Consider the following 18,097-nt stretch of genomic DNA (forward strand, 5'->3'; position numbering starts at 1 on the left):
CGCGTAAGATGGGTGATCGCGCCTCCGCTCGACTGTACAAGCCGGTCGGGTGCGCCTGGCGAGTTACCCAAGCGGCCAAAGGGATCTGACTGTAAATCAGCCGGCGTAGCCTTCGGGGGTTCGAATCCCTCACTCGCCACGTTCGGAAATGCCCCGCTTCGGCGGGGCATTTCGCGTTTCTGGGCGGAACGCCGCCGGCCGGCCCTCGGTCCTCCGTGCGCGACTCCTCACTTTTGGGCAGGTGTTGGTCGTACCGGGTCCGGGAGCCCTGCCGGACCCGAGATCTTGAGGAGTCGTGCACGCCCGGGCAGGCTTACCACCGCCTTCCCGCGCTGACAACCCCATGCTCGGGGCCTGCGGGGGAGCCCGGAGCGAGCGTACGATGACGCGACCGCACCCCACGAAGGGACACATCATGAGCGACACCCAGGGCAACACCGAAGAGGCCACGCAGGCAGCGCGCGACGCCGCCGCGAAGGTGCGCGAGGCCGCCGCCGACGGCGCAGAGTCGCTCGGAGCGACGGCCGAGCAGATCGCCGAGGACGTCAACGAGCGGGCCTCGGCAGCCGCGGCCGACGCATCGCGAACCGTGGGCGATGTCACCGACAAGGTCACGGACAAGATCAGCGACGTCGTGGAAGGCGCGAAGGGAGCGGCATCCGATGTCGCCGCATCCGTGAGCAAGGCCGCCGACGCCGCGGCCGATGCCGCGAAGGCCGCGAGCGAGAAGCTCAAGGACGCCGCCGGCGACCTCGACGTCGACCAGCTCGTCGCGCAGACGCGGACGGTCGCGGGCGAGTGGACGGACAAGCTCAAGGAGGCCTACCGCGAGCGCCCCGCCGTCGTGATCGCCGCGGCCGCCGGCGCGGTCGTCCTCGTCGGCGCGATCATCCGCAACCTCGGCCGACGCTGAGGGGATGCCGACCGCCGGGTCCGCGCCGCCTCCCGGTGCCGCGGACCGGGCGGTCGGCGGCAATAGGATCCGTGGCATGCCCTGGCACGCGACCGGAACCCTGACCGCCCTGCCCGCGACGGCGCACCTCGACCTCGTCGCCGCACCGGTGGCGGCGGCGCTGGCCTCACTGGACGAGACCCTCGCGGCCCAGGTCGGCGTGACGCCGATCGATGCGACCCTCGCCGACACGGCCGAGTTCTGCGCACGCTACGGCGTCGCCCCCGAGGTCTCGGCGAACTGCGTGATCATCAGGGGGCGTCGAGGCGGCGAGGAGCGCTTCGCGGCCGCCGTGGTCCTCGCGACCACGCGCGCCGATGTCAACGGAGTGATCCGGCGTCGGCTCGACGCGCGCACCGCCTCCTTCGCCCCGATGGATGAGGCGGTGGCGCTGACCCACATGGAGTACGGCGGCATCACGCCCATCGGGTTGCCCGCAACGTGGCCGGTCTTGATCGATGCGGCGGTCGCCGCATCTCCCGAGGTGGTGATCGGCGGCGGCGTGCGCGCGAGCAAGATCTTCCTCCCGGGTGTGGTGCTGGCTGCGCTCCCGGGCGCCGAAGTGATCGAAGGTCTCGCCCGCCTCGTCGAGTGATCCGGCCTGGGGAGAACCCTCCGGCGCCGGGGGCGCGCATGCCAGGATGGCCGTGAGCGCAAGCTCCCGCCGACGAGAGGAACGCCATGACCGCGCCCGATCCGAACACCCGCGACGCCACATTCGACCCGTCGGCGTCCTCGCTCGTCCGGGCGGCCATCTGGGTCGCGATCGGCGCCCTCATCGCCGCCGCGATCGTCTGCGTCATCTGGGTGCTGATCGGATCGCAGAACGGCATCGTCGGCCGCGCGTTCCTGACGATCCTGCTCCTCGCGGGCTTCGCCGGTGTCGCGATCATGGATGCGCACCTCGCCGCCCGGCGGCCCGCGTGGTTCGCGCTGGCGAGCATGGCGACGTGGGTGGTGACGCTCCTGATCGGGGCGGTGCTCATCTGGATGCCGGAGCGCTACTCCTTCGGCGGCTTCGGACGCTTCATCCAGTTCCTGCTGATCGTGCTCGTCCTGCAGCTTGCCCTGCTGCACATCCGTCTCTACACGAAGGCCTTCCAGCGGCACGTCACGACGTTCACGCAGATCATCACGATCGTGACGATCTCCCTCGTCGTGATCCTCGCGATCATGCTCGTTCTGCCGCTCATGCTGGCCGAGTGGGTGGACTTCAGTGACCTGTACTGGCGCTTCGTCGTCGCGATCACGATCCTCGCCGCCGTCGGCACCGCGCTCGTGCCCCTCGTCAACGTGCTCTTCGCGCCGCGCAAGCCGAAGCCGGCCTACCTCATGGCCCCGCCCGCCGCGCCGGTTCTGCCCCCGTGGCCGACGTATGCCGACGGCGTGACGCCGCTGCCGATCATGCCCGACGGCTCACCGGACTGGAATGCCTACTACACCGGCTACCCGTCGCAGACGGCGCAGGCGATCGCCCCGGTCGCGCCGTTCGCCGCGCCTGCCGGTCAGCAGTGGGCGCCGCAGCCGGGTGTCGATCAGCAGTGGGCGGCGCAGCCGGATGCCGGTGCCCAGAATGCACCGCAGCAACAACCGACCGCGCCGCACGGTTACGAGGGCTTCCCGCCGCCTCCGCCGCTGCCGCCGCGGCCGTAGGCCCACGCCTCAGTCGAGGATTTCGAGGGCCGCCATCGCGGCGTTGTGCCCGCCGATGCCGCTCACGGCACCGCCGCGCCGCGCGCCCGATCCGCACATCAGGACGCCCCGGTGCGCGGTGGCCACCCCCCAGCGCTGCGCCGGCCCGTCCAGCGGCTCCTCATCGTCCGCCCACGGCCAGGACAGACCGCCGTGGAAGATGTCTCCGCCCGCCATCCCGAGCGCACGCTCGAGGTCGCCGGTGGTCTTGGCCTCGACGCACGGGACGCCGTCCGGCCCGACGTACACGCAGTCCGCGATCGGCTCGGCGAGCACCGAGTCGAGCGAGCGGGTCGCCGCCTCCAGCAGCGCCGCGCGCGCGGCATCCGGATCCTGTCCACTCAGCAGACGGTGCGGAACCTGCAGACCGAACAGAGTCAGGGTCTGGGCGCCTTCGGCCTGGAGGTCCGGACCGAGGATCGACGGGTCGGTGAGCGAGTGGCAGTAGATCTCGGCGGGGAGGGGATCGGGGATGCCGCCGCCGGTGGCGACCGCGAAGGCGTCGTCGAGCTGCGACAGGCTCTCGTTGATGTGGAACGTGCCGGCGAACGCGGCTTCGGGGGAGACCGTCCGATCCCGGAGCCGCGGGAGCCGACGAAGCAGCATGTTCACCTTGATCTGCGCGCCCTCCGGCTGCTCCCGTGCCACCACGCCGTCGGCACCTCCGGCGGCGAGCAGACGTGCCAGGACGGCGGGGCCGACCCCGCTGAGGACGAGCCGCCCGCGGATGACGGCCGCGGAATCGCCCGCGAGCTGCACCTCGCCGTCGGGACTCACGGCGACCACCTCGGCACTGGCGCGCAGGTCCGCTCCGGCGGCGCGCGCGGCGCGCTCCAGCTCGCCGCTCACGCGCCCCATCCCGCCGACGGGGACGTCCCAGTCACCGGTCCCGCCGCCGATCACGTGATAGAGGAAGCAGCGGTTCTGGCGCAGGCTCACGTCGTCGGCCGAAGAGAATGTGCCGATGAGTCCGTCCGTGAGGGCGATGCCGCGGACGAGGTCGCTCTGCAGCGACGAGCGCAGGAGTCCGCCGAGCGGTCGCTCGACGATCGCGTCCCACAGATCGCGGTCGGCGAAGCCGTCCCTGACCGCCGCGCGACGAGCGAGGGGCTCGGTCACCCCCGGGAACAGGTGCTGAGCGAGCGGCGTCAGGCGTCCCGTGAACGCGGTGTAACGGTCCGCCTCCGCCGTGTCGCCGGTCGTCCTGGCGAACGATTCCGCCGTTGCGGCGGCATCCGCGGTGTCGATGAGGATGCCGCGCTCCGGATCCGCCGGATCCGGCGTGTACGACGAGAAGCGGCGGCGACGCAGGTCGATGCGCAGGCCGAGGTCGTCGATCACCCGGCGAGGCAGCAGGCTCACGAGGTAGGAGTACCGCGAGAGCCGGGCCTGCACCCCCTCCCACGGCGTCTCGGACACCGCGGCGCCGCCGAAGTGCGGGAGGCGCTCGAGGAGGAGCACCGAACGCCCGGCGCGGGCGAGGTAGGCGGCGGCGACCAGAGCGTTGTGGCCTCCGCCGACGATCACGACATCGTGAGTGTGCGGCATGGTTCCACGCTAACCGGCGAGCGGCGCGATCGACCCACCCCGATAGCGTGGAGGTATGGCATCAGCGCACGAGCTCGAAGCACTCGCGATCGACATCGCGCGGGAGGCCGCGGAGCTCGCCCACCGGCGGCGGACCGAGGGTGTGGCGATCGCGGCGACGAAGTCCTCGATCGCCGACATCGTCACCGAAGCCGACCGCGAGGTGGAAGACCTCATCCGCGGAAGGCTCGCCGCCGAGCGGCCCGATGACGGCTTCCTGGGGGAGGAGTCCGGCGCCGAGAGCGGCGCGAGCGGCATCACGTGGGTGGTCGACCCGATCGACGGCACCGTGAACTACGCGTACGGCATCCCCGCGTACGCCGTGAGCATCGCCGCCGTCCGCGGCGAGCCGGTGCCCGATCGGTGGGAGGGCCTGGCCGGTGCCGTGTGCAATCCCGTCTCCGGCGAGCTGTTCCACGCGTCGGCCGGCGGTGGGGCGTGGCTCGGCGGCGAGCGTCTCGCGGTGAATGAGCCCGTGTCCGCGGCGGGCGCCCTGCTGGGGACCGGGTTCGGGTACGACCCCGCGACGCACGCCGGCGACATTGCGAGAGTGGCCCGCGTGATGCCGCTGGCGCGCGATCTGCGGCGCATCGGAGCGGCATCCCTCGATCTGTGTTTCGTCGCGGCAGGCAGGCTCGACGGGTACTTCGAGCGCGGACTCAACCCCTGGGATCACGCGGCCGGGGCTCTTCTGGTGACCGAGGCGGGCGGCCGCTTCGCCCGTGCGGAGCTCACGGACGATCCCGGGCGGCCGCTTTTCGTCGCTGCCGGGCCGACGCTGTTCGGCGGGTTGTTCGCCGCCGCGGTCGGTTCGTGAAAAGATCGAGAAGGAGCGATCCGGTCCGCCGGGGTGTGCCGCACATGGCATTCTCAGGTCGGTCCGGATAGTCTTTACCCGATCGTTACTTTCGTCACCCGAACCGGCGGAAGTGATCACCAGCCCGACATCCGACCGTTGCCCCCCTTTGCGACACGATCTGAGAGCCCCTCTGCGCATTGCCTCTTGATGCCCTCCAGGCTGACGCCGCCCCGACGCGCCGTTCCAGCCGGAAGCCCTCCGCCACGCCGTCCTCGGCGCCGGTGGAGACCGCAGGGCTCTCGCGTGCAGAGTTGCGTCGACGCGCGTCGCGGCCGGCCGGCGCTCCGGATGCCGTGACCGAGGCCCCCTCGGATGAATCCGTCATCGCAGCGGTGGAGACCGTCGTCGCCGTGGCGGTCGCCGCGGACGCGCTCGCCGCAGAGGCGCTCGGCACCGAGACCGCGAAGCCGGTCGCCGCGCCGCTGACGCGTCGCAGCCGCCGCGCGAATCGCCCGGCTGAGCCCGCCGCCGTCGAGGCGGAGGTCGAGGTCGCCGAGCCCGTGGCGGACGCGCAGCCCGTGACCACCGTCGAGGAGCTCATCTTCGACGAGGTGCCGGCCGAGCCTGTCGTGATCGCCGCCGAAGACGCCCAGGATGCGGCATCCGCCACCGAGACGCCGGACGAGGCCGCCGCCGCGACGCCGGACGCGGCCGCCGACGCGTTCGAAGCCGCTGCACGGCTGTTCTCGTTCACCGGTGAGACCGCGATCCAGCGCCCTGTGGAAGAGCCGGTCGCGGACGAGAAGCCGGATGTCACGCATGTCGCGCCCCGTCGACCGCGCGGCGCGTCGTTCAAGCGGGTCACCGCGGCCTCGTTCTCGCTCGGCGTGATGGGCATCGTCGGTCTCCTGACGGTCGGACTGACCACGCCTGCCGAGGCGGTCGCCGCGCCGGCGTCGAAGGCCGGCACCACGAACCTCACCGTCGCCGCGGGGGATGTCGCCCCCGAGGCCGGCGAGATCCAGGCGTACGTGACGCCGTCGGACATGCAGAGCGCGCCGATCAGCCGTTCCGAGACCTACACGACGCTCACGATGGCGCAGCTCGCCGCCGATTCGGGCATCTCGAACTTCTCGAACTTCTTCGTCAACGACCCGAACTCGCCGATCCAGTGGCCGTTCGCGGTCGGCGTGCCGATCAGCTACGGCTTCGGCATGCGCGACGGGACGATGCACGAGGGCGTGGACTTCACCCCGGGCGAAGGATCTCCGATCCAGGCCGTCGCCGACGGCGTCGTCCGCGAGTCCACCGATTCCGGCGGTGCGTTCGGCGTCCACATCGTGATCGATCACATCATCGACGGCCAGCTCGTCTCGAGCAGCTACTCGCACATGCTGTACGGATCGCGTCAAGTCGAGGTCGGCGACCACGTCACCGTCGGCCAGATCGTCGGGCACACCGGCAACACCGGTCGGTCGTTCGGCGCTCACACGCACTTCGAGATCCTGATGAACGGAACGACTCCGATCGACCCGATCCCGTGGCTGCGGGAGCACGCGGGCGGCTGACCTCCGATTCAGACGGATGCCGTCGCTCTGGTATTCTCTTCTAGTTGCCCAGGTGCGCCTGGGTACGCCCCGATAGCTCAGTGGCAGAGCACTTCCATGGTAAGGAAGGGGTCGTCAGTTCAATCCTGACTCGGGGCTCGCAGCATCCGGTGTTCATCCACCGGCATGACGCGGCGGGGTAGCTCAGTTGGTGAGAGCGCACGACTCATAATCGTGAGGTCGCGGGTTCAAGCCCCGCTCCCGCTACGAACGAAGAGGCCCCCTTGTGGGGCCTCTTCGTTCGTCGCAGGGTGGTTGCCTTGGCCCGTATCCGCGGGCGGGCCCCACCGCCCGAGGCTCACGCCGCCGCGCAGCGGCGACGTGAGGGGCGGAGGGACAAGCCCCGCTCCCGCTACAGAATGAACGCCCCCTCGTGGGGCGTTTCTTCGTCCGGGGGATGGTCGCGTCCGTCGGCGGGCGAGCCCTCTGACAGGCTGGGGCCATGGAGTTCTGCACCTTCACCGAGCCCCAGCAGGGGTACAGCTACGACGACCAGCTCGCTTTCGCGCGGGCGACCGAGCATGCCGGCTTCGACGGGTACTTCCGGTCGGATCACTTCATGCGCATGGGCTCGGGTGATCCGCTGCCGGGTCCGACCGACGCATGGACGACGCTCGCGGGCCTTGCGCGCGAGACGGAGCGGATCCGCCTCGGGACCCTCGTGTCGTCGGCCACCCATCGCCTCCCCGCCGTACTGGCGATCCAGGTCGCGCAGGTCGACGCGATGTCCGGCGGGCGCGTCGAGCTCGGGCTGGGCACCGGCTGGTTCGAGGCCGAGCACCGGGCGTACGGCATCCCGTTCCCCGAGAAGCGCTTCGGGATCCTCGAGGAGCAGCTCGCGGTCATCACGGGACTGTGGGCGACGCCGACGGGCTCCACGTTCGACTTCGCGGGGGAGCACTACACGCTGGAGGACTCGCCCGCGCTGCCCAAGCCCGTGCAGCGACCGGTGCCTGTGATCGTCGGTGGCAACGGTCCGCGTCGGACACCCGCGATCGCCGCCCGGTTCGCGACGGAGTTCAACATCGGCTTCCTGCCCGACGACGAGCTCGCGACGGCCTTCGCCCGCGTCCGTGAAGCGTGCGAGCGGGTGGATCGCGATCCTGCGACCCTGAAGCTCTCGGTCGCGCTGACGACGATCATCGGCGACGACGAGCGGGTCCTCGAGCGCCGCGCCGCAGCGACCGGCCGCTCGCTGGAGGAGTTCCGCGCCGGAGCCACGATCTGCGGCGATGCGGCGCACATCGGCGAGCGGGTCGCACGACTCGGCGCTCTGGGGGCCGATCGCATCTACTTCCAGCTTCTGGACATGCGCGACCTGGAGCAGGTGGCGGAGCTCGGCGCGGCGCTCGCCTGAGAGACAGGGGAGTAGGGTTCCCCACGTGCCCGACACCCTGATCCTCATCGACATCCAGCGCGACTACTTCCCCGGCGGGCGCTTCCCGCTCGTGGGGCCGGAGGCTGCGGCCGAGCGGGCCGCGGCGCTCCTCGGCGCGTTCCGGGACCGGGGTCTTCCTGTGATCCACGTGCGTCACGAGAGCCTCGAAGCGGATGCCGGATTCCTGGCCGCCGGAACCGAGGGCGCTCAGCTGCACCCGGCGGTGGCCCCGGCAGACGACGAGATCGTGGTCACGAAGCACCACCCGAACGCGTTCCTCGAGACCGACCTCGAGGGCCACCTCGCCGCGGGTTCCTCTCTCGTGGTCGCCGGGATGATGACGAGCATGTGCGTCGACGCGACCGTGCGGGCGGCATCCGATCTGGGGTATTCCGTGACCGTGGCGGGTGACGCGTGCGCGGCCCCTGATCTCGAACACGCGGGCACGCGCGTGGCCGGCCCGGACGTCCACGCGGCGTTCCTCGCCGCGCTCGGCAGCGCCTACGCGGAGGTACGTACGGTCGACGAGCTCATCAGAACCCCCTGAACGACGGCGTCCCCCGTGCGCGGCGAGGCGGCACGGGGGACGACGGGTCTGATCAGGCGAGTGCCTTGGCCTTCAGGGCGTCGAACTCGGCCTGCGTGATGGCGCCGGAATCCAGCAGCTTCTTGGCCGACTCGATCTCGGAGGTCGGCGAGGTGCCGGCCACTTCGCGGATGTACGCGTTGGCCTGCTCCTGAGCCTGCTTGGACTCGGCGATTCGCCGCTCGGTCATCCCGCGGCCCCGCGCGATCAGGTAGATGAACGCAGCCAGGAACGGCAGGAACACCAGGAAGATCAGCCACAGCGCCTTGCCCCAGCCGTTCAGACTCGGGTCGCGGAAGATGTCGATGACGACGGTGATGAAGATCCAGATGCACGCGATCAGCACGTAGACCCAGAAGATCCAGACGAAGAATTCCCAGATATTCACTTGATTGCCTTTTCTTGAGGGATGCGGCGAGGTGCCGACGATGCCCAAAGCTACCCAGGCTGCGGCGGCCGGACATCATGCGGGAAGGGTGATCCCGGATGCCGCCGTGCGCGAGCGTCGGAGACCTCAGTTCACCGCGGACGTGAGCCGCGCGAGCCCGTCGAAGAACGTCGCCTTCAGCGGCTCCTTCCGCCACTGCTCGAGGGTGAGTTCGCGCCCGGCATCCCGGTAGCCCTGCTCGACCTCCCGCATCGCCCGGACGAACGACGCGCCGCGCACGAGCAGTGAGGACTCCGCGTTCAGGCTGAAGGAGCGGATGTCCATGTTGCTGGATCCGATGAAGGCGACGTCATCGTCGATCGACATGTGCTTGGCGTGCAGGATGTACGGCGCCGGGTACATGAAGATGCGGACGCCCGCCTCGAGCAGGTCGCTGTAGTACGAGCGCTGCGCGTGGCCGACGAGCCACTGGTCGGCCTGCTCGGAGACGAACAACTGTACCTCCAGACCCCGCTGGCATGCGGTCGTGATCGCGTAGACCATCGCTTCGTCCGGCACGAAGTACGGGCTCGTGATGATGACCTTCTCGGTCGCGCCGTAGATGAGGGAGAGGAACATGCGGAGGTTGTTCTCGGTGTCATAGCCGGGTCCGCTCGGCACGACCTGGCACAGCAGCGCGTCCGGGGAGGTCGAGGCCGTGAGCTCGGTCGCGGGCACCCGGTCGGTCAATTCCTCGCCCGTCTCGATCAGCCAGTCCGAGAGGAACACGGCGTTGACCGCGGCGACGACAGGTCCGGTCAATCGCGTCATGAGCTCCTGCCACTGCAGACCGCGCTTGATGTTCCCCGGAAGGTCGTACGTGCGCGCGATCAGGTTCTGCGACCCCATGAAGGCCACCCGCCCGTCGACGACCACGATCTTGCGGTGGTTGCGCAGGTCGGGGCGCTGGTACTTGCCTTTGAACGGCTGGACGGGCAGCATCCACGACCACTTCACGCCGATCCGGTCGAGCTCGGCGAAGGTCTTCTTGCTGCCGGGGATCTTCGCCGACGGCAGATGGTCGGCGAGCAGGCGCACCGTCACGCCGCGGGCGACCGCGCGCTCCATCGCCGAGAAGAACCCGCGGGTGGTGTCGTCCCACGCGACGATGAAGAACTCCACGTGGACGAAGCGCGTCGCGCGATCGATCTCGGCGGCCATCGCGTCGATCGAGGCCTGGTAATCGCCGATGAGCGTCGCCTCATTGCCGTACGAGGCGGGGAGTCCGGTGAGCGCCTCGTTCTGCTGCACGACGCGCTGGAACCAGCGCGGCCACGCGGTGTCCATCGTCTCGAGCCCGGCAGTCCGCACGCTCGCCCGGATCTCCTCGTCGATGCGCGCCTGCTCCTGTCGGCGTCGCTTCGGGAGCTTGAAGCTGCCGATGAGCAGGTAGAGCAGGATGCCGACGTACGGGATCAGGAAGATCGCGAGCAGCCACGCCATCGCCGCGGTGGGTTTCCGGCGACGGGGGATGATGATGAGCGCGGCGATCTTGATCGACAGGTCGATCAGCGCGGCGATGATCCAGGCGAGATTGGTGGCCGAGGTATCCATTTGCGCGTCACGCTATCGCCCCCGTCGCGCGCCCCGCGTCATCCGATCAGGGCGAGAGCGCCGCGGCGCGCTCGGTTAGGCTCGACAGGCGACCGGCTCCCGATGGCCGACGCGCGAGAGGGATGAGCTGATGGCCGACAGGACGACGCCTCCGGGCTGGTACGACGACAGCCGCGGCGCCCTGCGCTGGTGGGACGGGACGCAGTGGACGGAGCACGTGCAGACTCCGGATGCCGAGACCGGCGAGACCGCGTCGGATGAGGGCATCGATGCCGCGGCATCCCTCCCCGCCGAACTCGCACCCGAGGGCGCGAGTCCCGCGGTGTCCGCGCCGCCCGGATACCCGGGCGGCTTCCCCGGGGGGACGGCTCCTTCCGGCGGATTCATCTCGGCGACCGAGCCGAAGAAGTCGAAGCTCTGGATCGTCTGGGTCGTGGTCGGGATCGTGCTCCTCGGCCTCGTCGTGGCGATCGCCGTCCTGATCCCGCTCATCATCGGCCTGGTCAACGGCGCGCAGGGCGTGTCGGACGCCGACCGCGCCAGCGCGGTGTCGACGGTGGAGCTGTACGACGAGGCGTGGCAGACCGGCGACTGCGACAAGTTCCAGGCCTCGACGACGGAGAACTTCCGGGAAGGCCTGCAGATCGTCGACTGCGCAAGCTTCACCGCCGCGTCGCAGGGCTTCGTCGACTCGGTCGACGACTACAAGCTCAACGTCACCTCGGTCCAGAGCGAAGACGCCGACCAGGTGACGGTGCTCACGTCCGAGACCTACACGAGCACGGTGGACGACCAGGGCAACCAGACCGACGAGGCGCTTCCCTACGAGGATCGCTACGCGTACATCCTCATCCCCGCGGGCGACGGCTGGGCGATCGACCAGGCGCTGGACGCCTCCGAGTGAGGTCAGCCCTGCTCGGCTGAGCCGGTGCGGAGCGCGTCCTCGTCGCGTCCGCCGGGACGGCGGAGCGGCGTGACCGCGCCGCCGGCTGCGGCCGGATCGATCCCGAACACCGCGTGCAGGCCGGCCTCGAAGTTGGACACGCGGCCGCCGGCGGCGAGATCCCGGGCCCGCTGGGTCGGCTCGTGCAGGAGGGCTCCCGCGAAGTGCCGGAGCGCTTCGGTGACCGCCGCCGCCTGCTCGGCCGGCATCGACTTGGCGGACAGGCGGCTCAGCTCGACCTCGAGCGCGTCGAACACGTGGGAGCGCAACGCCACGATCGCCGGTGCCGCGGTCTGCTCGGCGGCGAACACCGCGGCCGCGGAGGAGACGAGTTCGCGCGCGGTCGCATCGGGGGCGAGCATCGGCAGCCGCGCGTGCGTGGCGATCAGCTCGAGGTCCATGAGCTCCACGCCCGGCAGGCGCCCGACCGCGGGGTCGACGTTGCGCGGCAGGCCGAGGTCGATGATCGTCCGGCGGGCGTCGTCGGGCACATCGCCGACGGTCACGGTGTAGGTGGTCGTGCACGTGATCACGACATCCGCCGATCCGACGGCATCCCGCAGATCGTGCGCCGCGCGGACGTGATACTTCTCGGCGAACTGCTCGGCGCGCCCGGTGAGGGAGTAGACGGACAGATCCGAGACGCCGAGCGTCCGGAGCGCGGCGACGGTCGTCGCGGCATAGTTGCCGGTGCCGACCACGAGGGCGCGGGTACGGCGCCAGTCGGGTACGCGGGTGCCGGCGAGCTGGAGGGCGAACTGCACGAGGGAGCGTCCGGCCTTGCCGACGGCCGTCGCCGCACGGACGTCGCGGGAGACCTTCGCCGCGCGCTGGAAGGCCGTGTCCAGTTCGGGGGTCGTCGCCTTCGCGGTGCGGGCGGACTCGTAGGCGCGGCGCACCTGCCCGGCGATCTCCTCCTCGCCGACCGCGATCGACTCCAGGCCGGAGGTCACCGCGAACAGGTGGTGCAGTGCGGGAGCCCCGGCGAGCACTTCGGCCCGCTCGCGGAGGGCGTCGCGCGAGAGGTCCGCTGCGGTCGCGATCGCGCGCAGCGTCGCTTCGGCGGCGCTCGTGTCGGCGCCCTGCTCGACGTCGAGGTACGCCTCCACCCGGTTGCACGTGGAGACCAGGACCGCGCCGCGCGCCCGCCCGCCGTCCACGAGTGCGGTCGCCGATTCTGCGGTCACCGCCTCCGAGAGGCGGCCCAGAAGATCGAAATCCGCCGTCCGGTGGGACACGGAGACGCAGAGAAGCACTACTCCATGGTACGTAACCCCCGGGGCACCCGGCGCACCGCCCGCACCGGACGGACAGGTTGCGGTGGGACAATGGTCCATATGTCTTCCCCCGCGTCACATCCCCTCCGTGACGGTCGCACCACCACGTCCCCGCTCGTCCGGGCCCTGCGCGGCGACCGGCCCGAGACCACCCCGATCTGGTTCATGCGCCAGGCCGGCCGGAGTCTCCCCGAGTACCGCGAGCTCCGCGTCGGCACGGCGATGCTCGACGCCTGCCTGAACCCCGAGCTCGCGAGCGAGATCACGCTGCAACCGGTGGGCCGGCACGGCGTGGACGCCGCCGTGTTCTTCAGCGACATCGTGATCCCGCTGCGGCTCGCCGGCGTCCCGGTCGAGATCGTCCCGGGCCGCGGGCCCGTCCTGGAGGCGCCGATCCGGTCGGCATCCGACATCCTGAGACTGCGCCCGATCGACCCGGATGCGCTCGACCCGATCCGCGAAGGCGTCGCCCGCACGGTGGCCGAGCTCGGCAGCACACCGCTCATCGGCTTCGCCGGCGCCCCGTTCACCCTCGCTTCGTACCTCGTCGAGGGAGGTCCGTCCAAGGACCAGTTGAGGGCTCGAAGCCTCATGGTGTCCGACCCGCAGGCGTGGGCCCAGTTGTTGAACTGGTGCGCCGATGTGTCCGGTGCGTTCCTGCGTGCGCAGGTCGACGCCGGCGCGAGCGCCGTCCAGCTCTTCGACTCGTGGGTGGGTTCCCTGTCACGCCGCGACTACCAGCGCCGCGTCGCCCCGCACTCGAAACGGACGCTCTCGGCATTGCGCGGGCTCGACGTGCCGATCATCCACTTCGGTGTCGGAAGCGGCGAGGTGCTGGACCTCATGGCGGGGATCGGCGCAGACGCCGTGGGTGTGGACTGGCGCCTGCCGCTGGACGAAGCATCGCGCCGACTCGACGATCGCGTCGTGCTGCAGGGCAACATCGACCCGGCCTGGCTCGGGGCTCCGTGGGAGAAGCTCGAGGCGCACGTCCTCGACGTCCTCGAGCGCGGCAAAGCCGCCCCCGCACACGTGGTGAACCTCGGTCACGGCGTGCCGCCCGAGACCGATCCGGACGTACTCACGCGCATCGTCCGGCTCGTGCACGAGGTCGGCTCCGTCGCACCCGAGCCGACGTGGGCGGGCTGACCCACGCTCCCACCGGTCTCGCCGCTGTCTGACGGCGTGCCCGCACCCGCGGGCGCGCCGGTGCTCGTCGTGGGCGCAGGGATCGGCGGTCTCGTGATCACCCGTGACCTGGCCCGTGCCGGCATCCCCGTCACGCTGCTGGAGGCGTCGGATCGTGTCGGCGGGCAGCTCGCCCCGCTCCGCATCGACGGCGTCGAGGCGGATGCGGCCGCTGAGTCCTTCGCCACGCGGGACGGGACGGTCGCCGCGCTCGCCGCCGAGATCGGTCTCGGAGGCGACGTCGTCGCCCCGCGCGACACCCCGGCGTGGGTGATCGGCCCGGGCGGCGCGGCGCATCCGCTGCCCGCCGCGAGCGTGCTCGGCATCCCCGGCGACCCCTCTGCGCCCGACGTCGTCCGCGCGATCGGGCGACGCGCTTCCCTGCGTGCGGCGATCGACCGCTGGGTGCCGCTGCGCGCCCCCGAGGACTACCGCTCCATCGGTGACCTGGTGCGCCGGCGGATGGGCGAGCGGGTACTCGCCGAACTCGTGGCACCGGTCGTCCGCGGGGTGTACTCGACGAGTCCGGACGAGCTCGCCGTCGCACTCGCCTCACCGGGGCTCCCCGCCGCGTTGCGGAACGCCCGCTCGCTCGGGGAAGCCGTGCTGAGTCTGCGCGCCGCGAGCGCGGCGGGGTCGCAGGTCGCGGGGATGCGCGGCGGTGTGCACCGCATCGCGACGACCCTTGCCGCGGATGCCGTCGCCGCAGGCGCCCGCATCCGTCTCGGTTCCCGCGTCACGGCCGCCGGTCACGACGGTGTGACGCTCGTGGGCGGGGAGCGCCTCGCGGGGCGGGTCGTGATCGCCGCCTCGGACGCGCAGGGGGCGGCATCCCGAACCCGATCGATCACGGTCGCGATCGCCTCGCTCGACGCGCCCCAGCTGGATGCCGCGCCGCGCGGCACGGGTGCACTCGTCACGCGCGGCGCGCCCGGCATCACGGCGCGCGCGTTCACGCACTCCTCGGCGAAGTGGGAATGGGTCGCGGATCTGCTCCCGGCGGGCCGCCACCTCGTGCGCCTCTCGTACGATGAAGTGCCGGGTGATCCGGAGGCCACGGTGGCCGCAGACCTGCGGGCCGTCACGGGCGCGGAGATCGGCGGACTCCGCGACCTCCAGGTGCGCACCTGGACGCGGACGCTGGAGGCGGCGCCGCCGCCGAGCGGTGTGGAGGCCGCGGGAGAAGCGGCTTCGCTCACCGGATTGGCCGCGATCGTGGCGGACGCCCGTGCGAGCGCCGCCCGGATCGCCGAGACCGTCCGCGAGGACCCGCGCACGCGGGCAGACCAGCCGGACCGCACGGAAGGACGAGCATGACCACCGAGACGAACGAGACGATCGGGTACGGCCTCTGGGCGATCCTGGCCCGGCCCGCAGGCCCCGCGGTGGCTCCGCAGACGACCGAGCTCGCCGCGGCCATCGCGGGCCTGGAGGCGACCGGCGTCACGCTGCGCGGACTGTACGACGTGTCGGGCCTCCGCGCCGACGCCGACCTCATGATCTGGCTCACCGGCGCCGACGCGCAGGCACTGCAGGCGGGTCTGCGCTCCCTCCGTCGCACGGCCGCTCTGGCCTCGCTCGAGCCGCGGTGGAACGCCCTCGGAGTGCATCGCGAGGCGGAGTTCACACGCGATCACGCCCCGTCCTTCATGCGCGGTCTGCCGCCCAAGGGCTGGGTGAGTGTCTACCCGTTCGTCCGGAGCCTGGACTGGTACATCCTCCCCGAGGACGAGCGGCGCGGGATGCTGAGCGAGCACGGCCTGAAGGGCCGCGACTTCCCGCAGATCCAGCCGAACACCGTCGCCGCCTTCGCCCTCGGCGACTATGAGTGGATCCTCGCGCTCGAGGCCGACGACCCGATCGACCTCGTGGACATGATGCGACACCTGCGCGCGACCGAGGCCCGCCGTCACGTGCGCGAGGAAGTCCCCTTCTTCACCGGCCGCCTGATCACGCTCGACGAACTCCCCGAGGTGCTGTCATGACCGATACGACCCCCCTCGTCCGCTCCGCGAGCGACGCCGCCGCGACGGGCGCGCCGCACATCGAGGTCCCCGTCGCGTACGACGCGATCCTCCTCGCGGGCTTCGGCGGACCGGAAGGCCAGGACGATGTGATCCCGTTCCTGCGCAACGTCACGCGGGGGCGCGGCATCCCGGATGAGCGTCTCGAGGAAGTCGCCCACCACTACCGCCACTTCGGCGGCATCAGCCCGATCAACGCGCAGAACCGCGCGCTGAAGGCCGCGATCGAGGGCGAGCTCGCCGCCCGCGGCATCGATCTGCCCGTGTACTGGGGGAACCGCAACTGGGCGCCGTACCTCGAGGAGGCCGTCCAGGAGGCCGCCGGGGCGGGCGACACGACCCTCCTGGCGATCGCCACGAGCGCGTACAGCTCGTACTCCAGCTGTCGCCAGTACCGCGAGGATTTCGCCCGCGTTCTGGAGGCGACCGAGCTCGTCGGCACCGTCACGATCGACAAGGTCCGGCAGTTCTTCGACCACCCCGGCTTCGTGCACGCCTTCACGGAGGGCGTCCGGGATGCCGTCGCGGCGCTCATCGCCGACGGCGTCGCCGCAGACCGCATCCAGGTGCTGTTCTCGACCCACAGCATCCCGACCGCCGACGCCGAGCGCTCCGGCCCTCGCGACCGCGACTTCGGCCCCGGCGGCGCGTACGCGGCGCAGCACGAAGCGGTTGCGGCGTTCGTGATGGCGAACGTGCGCGACGAGGTGCCCGCCGCGGCGCAGACCGACTGGGAGCTCGTGTACCAGTCGCGCTCCGGCCCGCCGAGCCAGCCCTGGCTTGAGCCCGACGTGTGCGACGTGATCGGCGAACTGCCCGATCGCGGCAAGGACGCGGTCGTGATCGTGCCCCTCGGCTTCGTGAGCGACCACATGGAGGTGCTCTGGGACCTCGACACCGAGGCGATGGAGGCGGCCGAGGAGGCCGGCATCCGCGCGGTCCGCACCCCGACGCCGGGCGTGGACCCCGCGTTCGTGAGCGGCCTGGTCGACCTCGTCGTCGAGCGCCTGAAGGGCACCCCGGCCTCCGCGCGTCCGCACCAGACCGATCTCGGTCCGTGGTTCGACGTCTGCCGGCCGGCGTGCTGCGAGAACGTCCGCGCGGGGTTCAAGCCGGCGGTGTCGGGCCTGCTTCCGTGAACGCGCTGCTCAAGCCCGGCGCGCCGCTGCGCGTCGGCACGCGTGCGAGCGCCCTGGCGGTCGCGCAGAGCTCGGCCGTCGCCGCGCGGTTCGGTCCCTTCGAGCTCATCACCATCACGTCGGAGGGCGATCGCTCGTCCGCGCCGCTCGCGTCGATGGGCGGCACCGGTGTCTTCGTCTCAGCGCTGCGGGACGCGCTGCGCGACGGCCGCGTCGATGTGATCGTGCACTCGTTCAAAGACCTGCCGACCGCGCCGGCGGACGGCATCGACCTCATCGCCGTTCCCGAGCGGGCCGACGCGCGGGATGCGCTCGCGACCCGAGACGGCATCACCCTCGCCCGGCTGCCGCACGGCGCGCGCGTGGGCACCGGTTCGCCCCGCCGCCGGGCTCAGCTGCTCTCGGCTCGTCCCGACCTCGAGGTCGTCGGCATCCGCGGCAACGTCGACACGCGGCTCGGCCGGCTCTACGACGCCGATGACGACCGCCGCATCGACGGACTCGTGCTCGCTGCGGCGGGGCTGGAGCGCCTCGGCCGCCTCGGCGAGGCGTCCGAGCTCTTCGACCTCGCCGCCTGGCCGACCGCGCCGGCGCAGGGCGCCCTCGCGATCGAAGTCCGCTCGGATGCCGCTCCCGCGCTGCGCGAGCGGATCTCGGCGGTGGACGACGCGTCCACGCGCCGCGCGGCGATCGCCGAACGCGGGGTGCTGTCCCGGCTGGAGGCGGGCTGCTCGGCGCCGATCGCCGCCCACGCAGCCCTCCGCGGCGCGGACCTCGCGCTCACCGCGAGCGTGTTCGCTCCGGACGGCTCCGGCGAGCTGACGGTCGTGCAGACCGCGCCCGCCGACACGGATGCCGCGGCATCCGATCTCGCCGACCGCGTCGCCGCCGAACTGCTCGACCGTGGCGCCGCGCAGCTGGCACCCCTGGGCGCGGCGGGATGA

At 71.5% G+C, this 18,097-nt stretch carries 17 protein-coding genes and 3 tRNA genes; 16 read left to right on the forward strand and 4 right to left on the reverse strand.

Features of this window, described 5'->3' with window-relative positions; genetic code table 11:
• Positions 1 to 57 precede the first annotated feature (57 nt).
• The 4 genes from AB0P18_RS11450 (at position 58) to AB0P18_RS11465 (ending at position 2,605) form a co-directional block, all read left to right on the forward strand.
• A tRNA-Tyr gene (locus AB0P18_RS11450) sits at positions 58 to 139 on the forward strand.
• 276 nt (positions 140 to 415) lie between these two features.
• Complete coding sequence (locus tag AB0P18_RS11455; RefSeq protein WP_344055451.1) at positions 416 to 913, forward strand: hypothetical protein; 498 nt, start codon at positions 416 to 418, stop codon at positions 911 to 913.
• Between the two features lie 76 nt (positions 914 to 989).
• Positions 990 to 1,547 carry a YbaK/EbsC family protein gene (locus AB0P18_RS11460; RefSeq protein WP_363360119.1) on the forward strand — a complete coding sequence of 186 codons (558 nt, stop codon included), beginning with the start codon at positions 990 to 992 and terminating at the stop codon, positions 1,545 to 1,547.
• Between the two features lie 86 nt (positions 1,548 to 1,633).
• The gene (locus AB0P18_RS11465) at positions 1,634 to 2,605 is read left to right on the forward strand and encodes a hypothetical protein (RefSeq protein ID WP_363360120.1); all 972 of its coding nucleotides are present in this window, start codon (positions 1,634 to 1,636) and stop codon (positions 2,603 to 2,605) included.
• Positions 2,606 to 2,614: 9 nt separating this feature from the next.
• Here the strand turns inward: AB0P18_RS11465 and AB0P18_RS11470 are convergent, their stop codons facing one another.
• Entirely contained in the window at positions 2,615 to 4,192 is a 1,578-nt protein-coding gene (locus AB0P18_RS11470) for an NAD(P)/FAD-dependent oxidoreductase (protein WP_363360121.1), read from the reverse strand.
• 55 nt (positions 4,193 to 4,247) lie between these two features.
• Between AB0P18_RS11470 and AB0P18_RS11475 the strand changes: the two genes are divergently transcribed.
• From AB0P18_RS11475 to AB0P18_RS11500, 6 genes are all read left to right on the forward strand, one after another.
• Positions 4,248 to 5,048 carry an inositol monophosphatase family protein gene (locus tag AB0P18_RS11475; protein ID WP_363360122.1) on the forward strand — a complete coding sequence of 267 codons (801 nt, stop codon included), beginning with the start codon at positions 4,248 to 4,250 and terminating at the stop codon, positions 5,046 to 5,048.
• A 335-nt stretch (positions 5,049 to 5,383) separates the two neighbouring features.
• On the forward strand, positions 5,384 to 6,598 hold the full coding sequence (locus AB0P18_RS11480; RefSeq protein ID WP_363360123.1) for a M23 family metallopeptidase: 1,215 nt from the start codon (positions 5,384 to 5,386) through the stop codon (positions 6,596 to 6,598).
• A gap of 66 nt (positions 6,599 to 6,664) precedes the next feature.
• Positions 6,665 to 6,736 (forward strand) — tRNA-Thr (locus AB0P18_RS11485).
• Between the two features lie 34 nt (positions 6,737 to 6,770).
• Positions 6,771 to 6,844 (forward strand) — tRNA-Met (locus tag AB0P18_RS11490).
• A 235-nt stretch (positions 6,845 to 7,079) separates the two neighbouring features.
• On the forward strand, positions 7,080 to 7,994 hold the full coding sequence (locus tag AB0P18_RS11495; RefSeq protein ID WP_363360124.1) for an LLM class F420-dependent oxidoreductase: 915 nt from the start codon (positions 7,080 to 7,082) through the stop codon (positions 7,992 to 7,994).
• Between the two features lie 25 nt (positions 7,995 to 8,019).
• Complete coding sequence (locus AB0P18_RS11500; RefSeq protein WP_363360125.1) at positions 8,020 to 8,562, forward strand: cysteine hydrolase family protein; 543 nt, start codon at positions 8,020 to 8,022, stop codon at positions 8,560 to 8,562.
• 52 nt (positions 8,563 to 8,614) lie between these two features.
• On the opposite strand, the gene AB0P18_RS11505 is transcribed toward AB0P18_RS11500, so the two are convergent.
• Entirely contained in the window at positions 8,615 to 8,989 is a 375-nt protein-coding gene (locus AB0P18_RS11505; protein WP_344055438.1) for an SHOCT domain-containing protein, read from the reverse strand.
• A 126-nt stretch (positions 8,990 to 9,115) separates the two neighbouring features.
• Complete coding sequence (gene cls / locus AB0P18_RS11510; protein WP_363360126.1) at positions 9,116 to 10,582, reverse strand: cardiolipin synthase; 1,467 nt, start codon at positions 10,580 to 10,582, stop codon at positions 9,116 to 9,118.
• A 130-nt stretch (positions 10,583 to 10,712) separates the two neighbouring features.
• Between cls and AB0P18_RS11515 the strand changes: the two genes are divergently transcribed.
• Complete coding sequence (locus tag AB0P18_RS11515) at positions 10,713 to 11,486, forward strand: DUF2510 domain-containing protein (protein WP_363360127.1); 774 nt, start codon at positions 10,713 to 10,715, stop codon at positions 11,484 to 11,486.
• A gap of 2 nt (positions 11,487 to 11,488) precedes the next feature.
• On the opposite strand, the gene AB0P18_RS11520 is transcribed toward AB0P18_RS11515, so the two are convergent.
• Positions 11,489 to 12,862 carry a glutamyl-tRNA reductase gene (locus tag AB0P18_RS11520; protein ID WP_363360129.1) on the reverse strand — a complete coding sequence of 458 codons (1,374 nt, stop codon included), beginning with the start codon at positions 12,860 to 12,862 and terminating at the stop codon, positions 11,489 to 11,491.
• Between AB0P18_RS11520 and hemE the strand changes: the two genes are divergently transcribed.
• From hemE to hemC, 5 genes are read left to right on the forward strand one after another with little or no spacing between them, the layout of a single operon-like run.
• Positions 12,863 to 13,951 (forward strand): uroporphyrinogen decarboxylase, encoded by a 1,089-nt coding sequence (hemE, locus tag AB0P18_RS11525; protein WP_363360130.1) that lies wholly within the window; start codon positions 12,863 to 12,865, stop codon positions 13,949 to 13,951. It abuts the gene before it with no gap.
• 36 nt (positions 13,952 to 13,987) lie between these two features.
• Complete coding sequence (locus tag AB0P18_RS11530; RefSeq protein ID WP_363360131.1) at positions 13,988 to 15,307, forward strand: FAD-dependent oxidoreductase; 1,320 nt, start codon at positions 13,988 to 13,990, stop codon at positions 15,305 to 15,307.
• Positions 15,304 to 15,975 (forward strand): hydrogen peroxide-dependent heme synthase, encoded by a 672-nt coding sequence (gene hemQ, locus AB0P18_RS11535; protein ID WP_363360132.1) that lies wholly within the window; start codon positions 15,304 to 15,306, stop codon positions 15,973 to 15,975. Before AB0P18_RS11530 ends, hemQ begins: the two co-directional genes overlap by 4 nt.
• Complete coding sequence (locus AB0P18_RS11540) at positions 15,972 to 17,153, forward strand: ferrochelatase (RefSeq protein WP_344055431.1); 1,182 nt, start codon at positions 15,972 to 15,974, stop codon at positions 17,151 to 17,153. The genes hemQ and AB0P18_RS11540 overlap by 4 nt, the downstream gene beginning before the upstream one ends.
• On the forward strand, positions 17,150 to 18,097 hold the full coding sequence (gene hemC / locus AB0P18_RS11545; RefSeq protein ID WP_363360133.1) for a hydroxymethylbilane synthase: 948 nt from the start codon (positions 17,150 to 17,152) through the stop codon (positions 18,095 to 18,097). The genes AB0P18_RS11540 and hemC overlap by 4 nt, the downstream gene beginning before the upstream one ends.

The sequence above is a fragment of the Microbacterium sp. NPDC064584 genome (assembly GCF_040687315.1).
In the GTDB taxonomy this organism is placed as follows: domain Bacteria; phylum Actinomycetota; class Actinomycetes; order Actinomycetales; family Microbacteriaceae; genus Microbacterium; species Microbacterium lacus.

Bases quoted from the DNA above. Each gene is read 5' to 3' on its own strand.
- AB0P18_RS11475 (WP_363360122.1), top strand. From the start codon at position 4,248: ATGGCATCAGCGCACGAGCTCGAAGCACTCGCGATCGACATCGCGCGG.
- AB0P18_RS11470 (WP_363360121.1), bottom strand. From the start codon at position 4,192: ATGCCGCACACTCACGATGTCGTGATCGTCGGCGGAGGCCACAACGCT.
- AB0P18_RS11520 (WP_363360129.1), bottom strand. From the start codon at position 12,862: ATGGACCATTGTCCCACCGCAACCTGTCCGTCCGGTGCGGGCGGTGCG.
- cls (WP_363360126.1), bottom strand. From the start codon at position 10,582: ATGGATACCTCGGCCACCAATCTCGCCTGGATCATCGCCGCGCTGATC.
- AB0P18_RS11495 (WP_363360124.1), top strand. From the start codon at position 7,080: ATGGAGTTCTGCACCTTCACCGAGCCCCAGCAGGGGTACAGCTACGAC.
- AB0P18_RS11540 (WP_344055431.1), top strand. From the start codon at position 15,972: ATGACCGATACGACCCCCCTCGTCCGCTCCGCGAGCGACGCCGCCGCG.
- AB0P18_RS11460 (WP_363360119.1), top strand. From the start codon at position 990: ATGCCCTGGCACGCGACCGGAACCCTGACCGCCCTGCCCGCGACGGCG.
- hemQ (WP_363360132.1), top strand. From the start codon at position 15,304: ATGACCACCGAGACGAACGAGACGATCGGGTACGGCCTCTGGGCGATC.
- AB0P18_RS11455 (WP_344055451.1), top strand. From the start codon at position 416: ATGAGCGACACCCAGGGCAACACCGAAGAGGCCACGCAGGCAGCGCGC.
- AB0P18_RS11515 (WP_363360127.1), top strand. From the start codon at position 10,713: ATGGCCGACAGGACGACGCCTCCGGGCTGGTACGACGACAGCCGCGGC.
- hemE (WP_363360130.1), top strand. From the start codon at position 12,863: ATGTCTTCCCCCGCGTCACATCCCCTCCGTGACGGTCGCACCACCACG.
- AB0P18_RS11465 (WP_363360120.1), top strand. From the start codon at position 1,634: ATGACCGCGCCCGATCCGAACACCCGCGACGCCACATTCGACCCGTCG.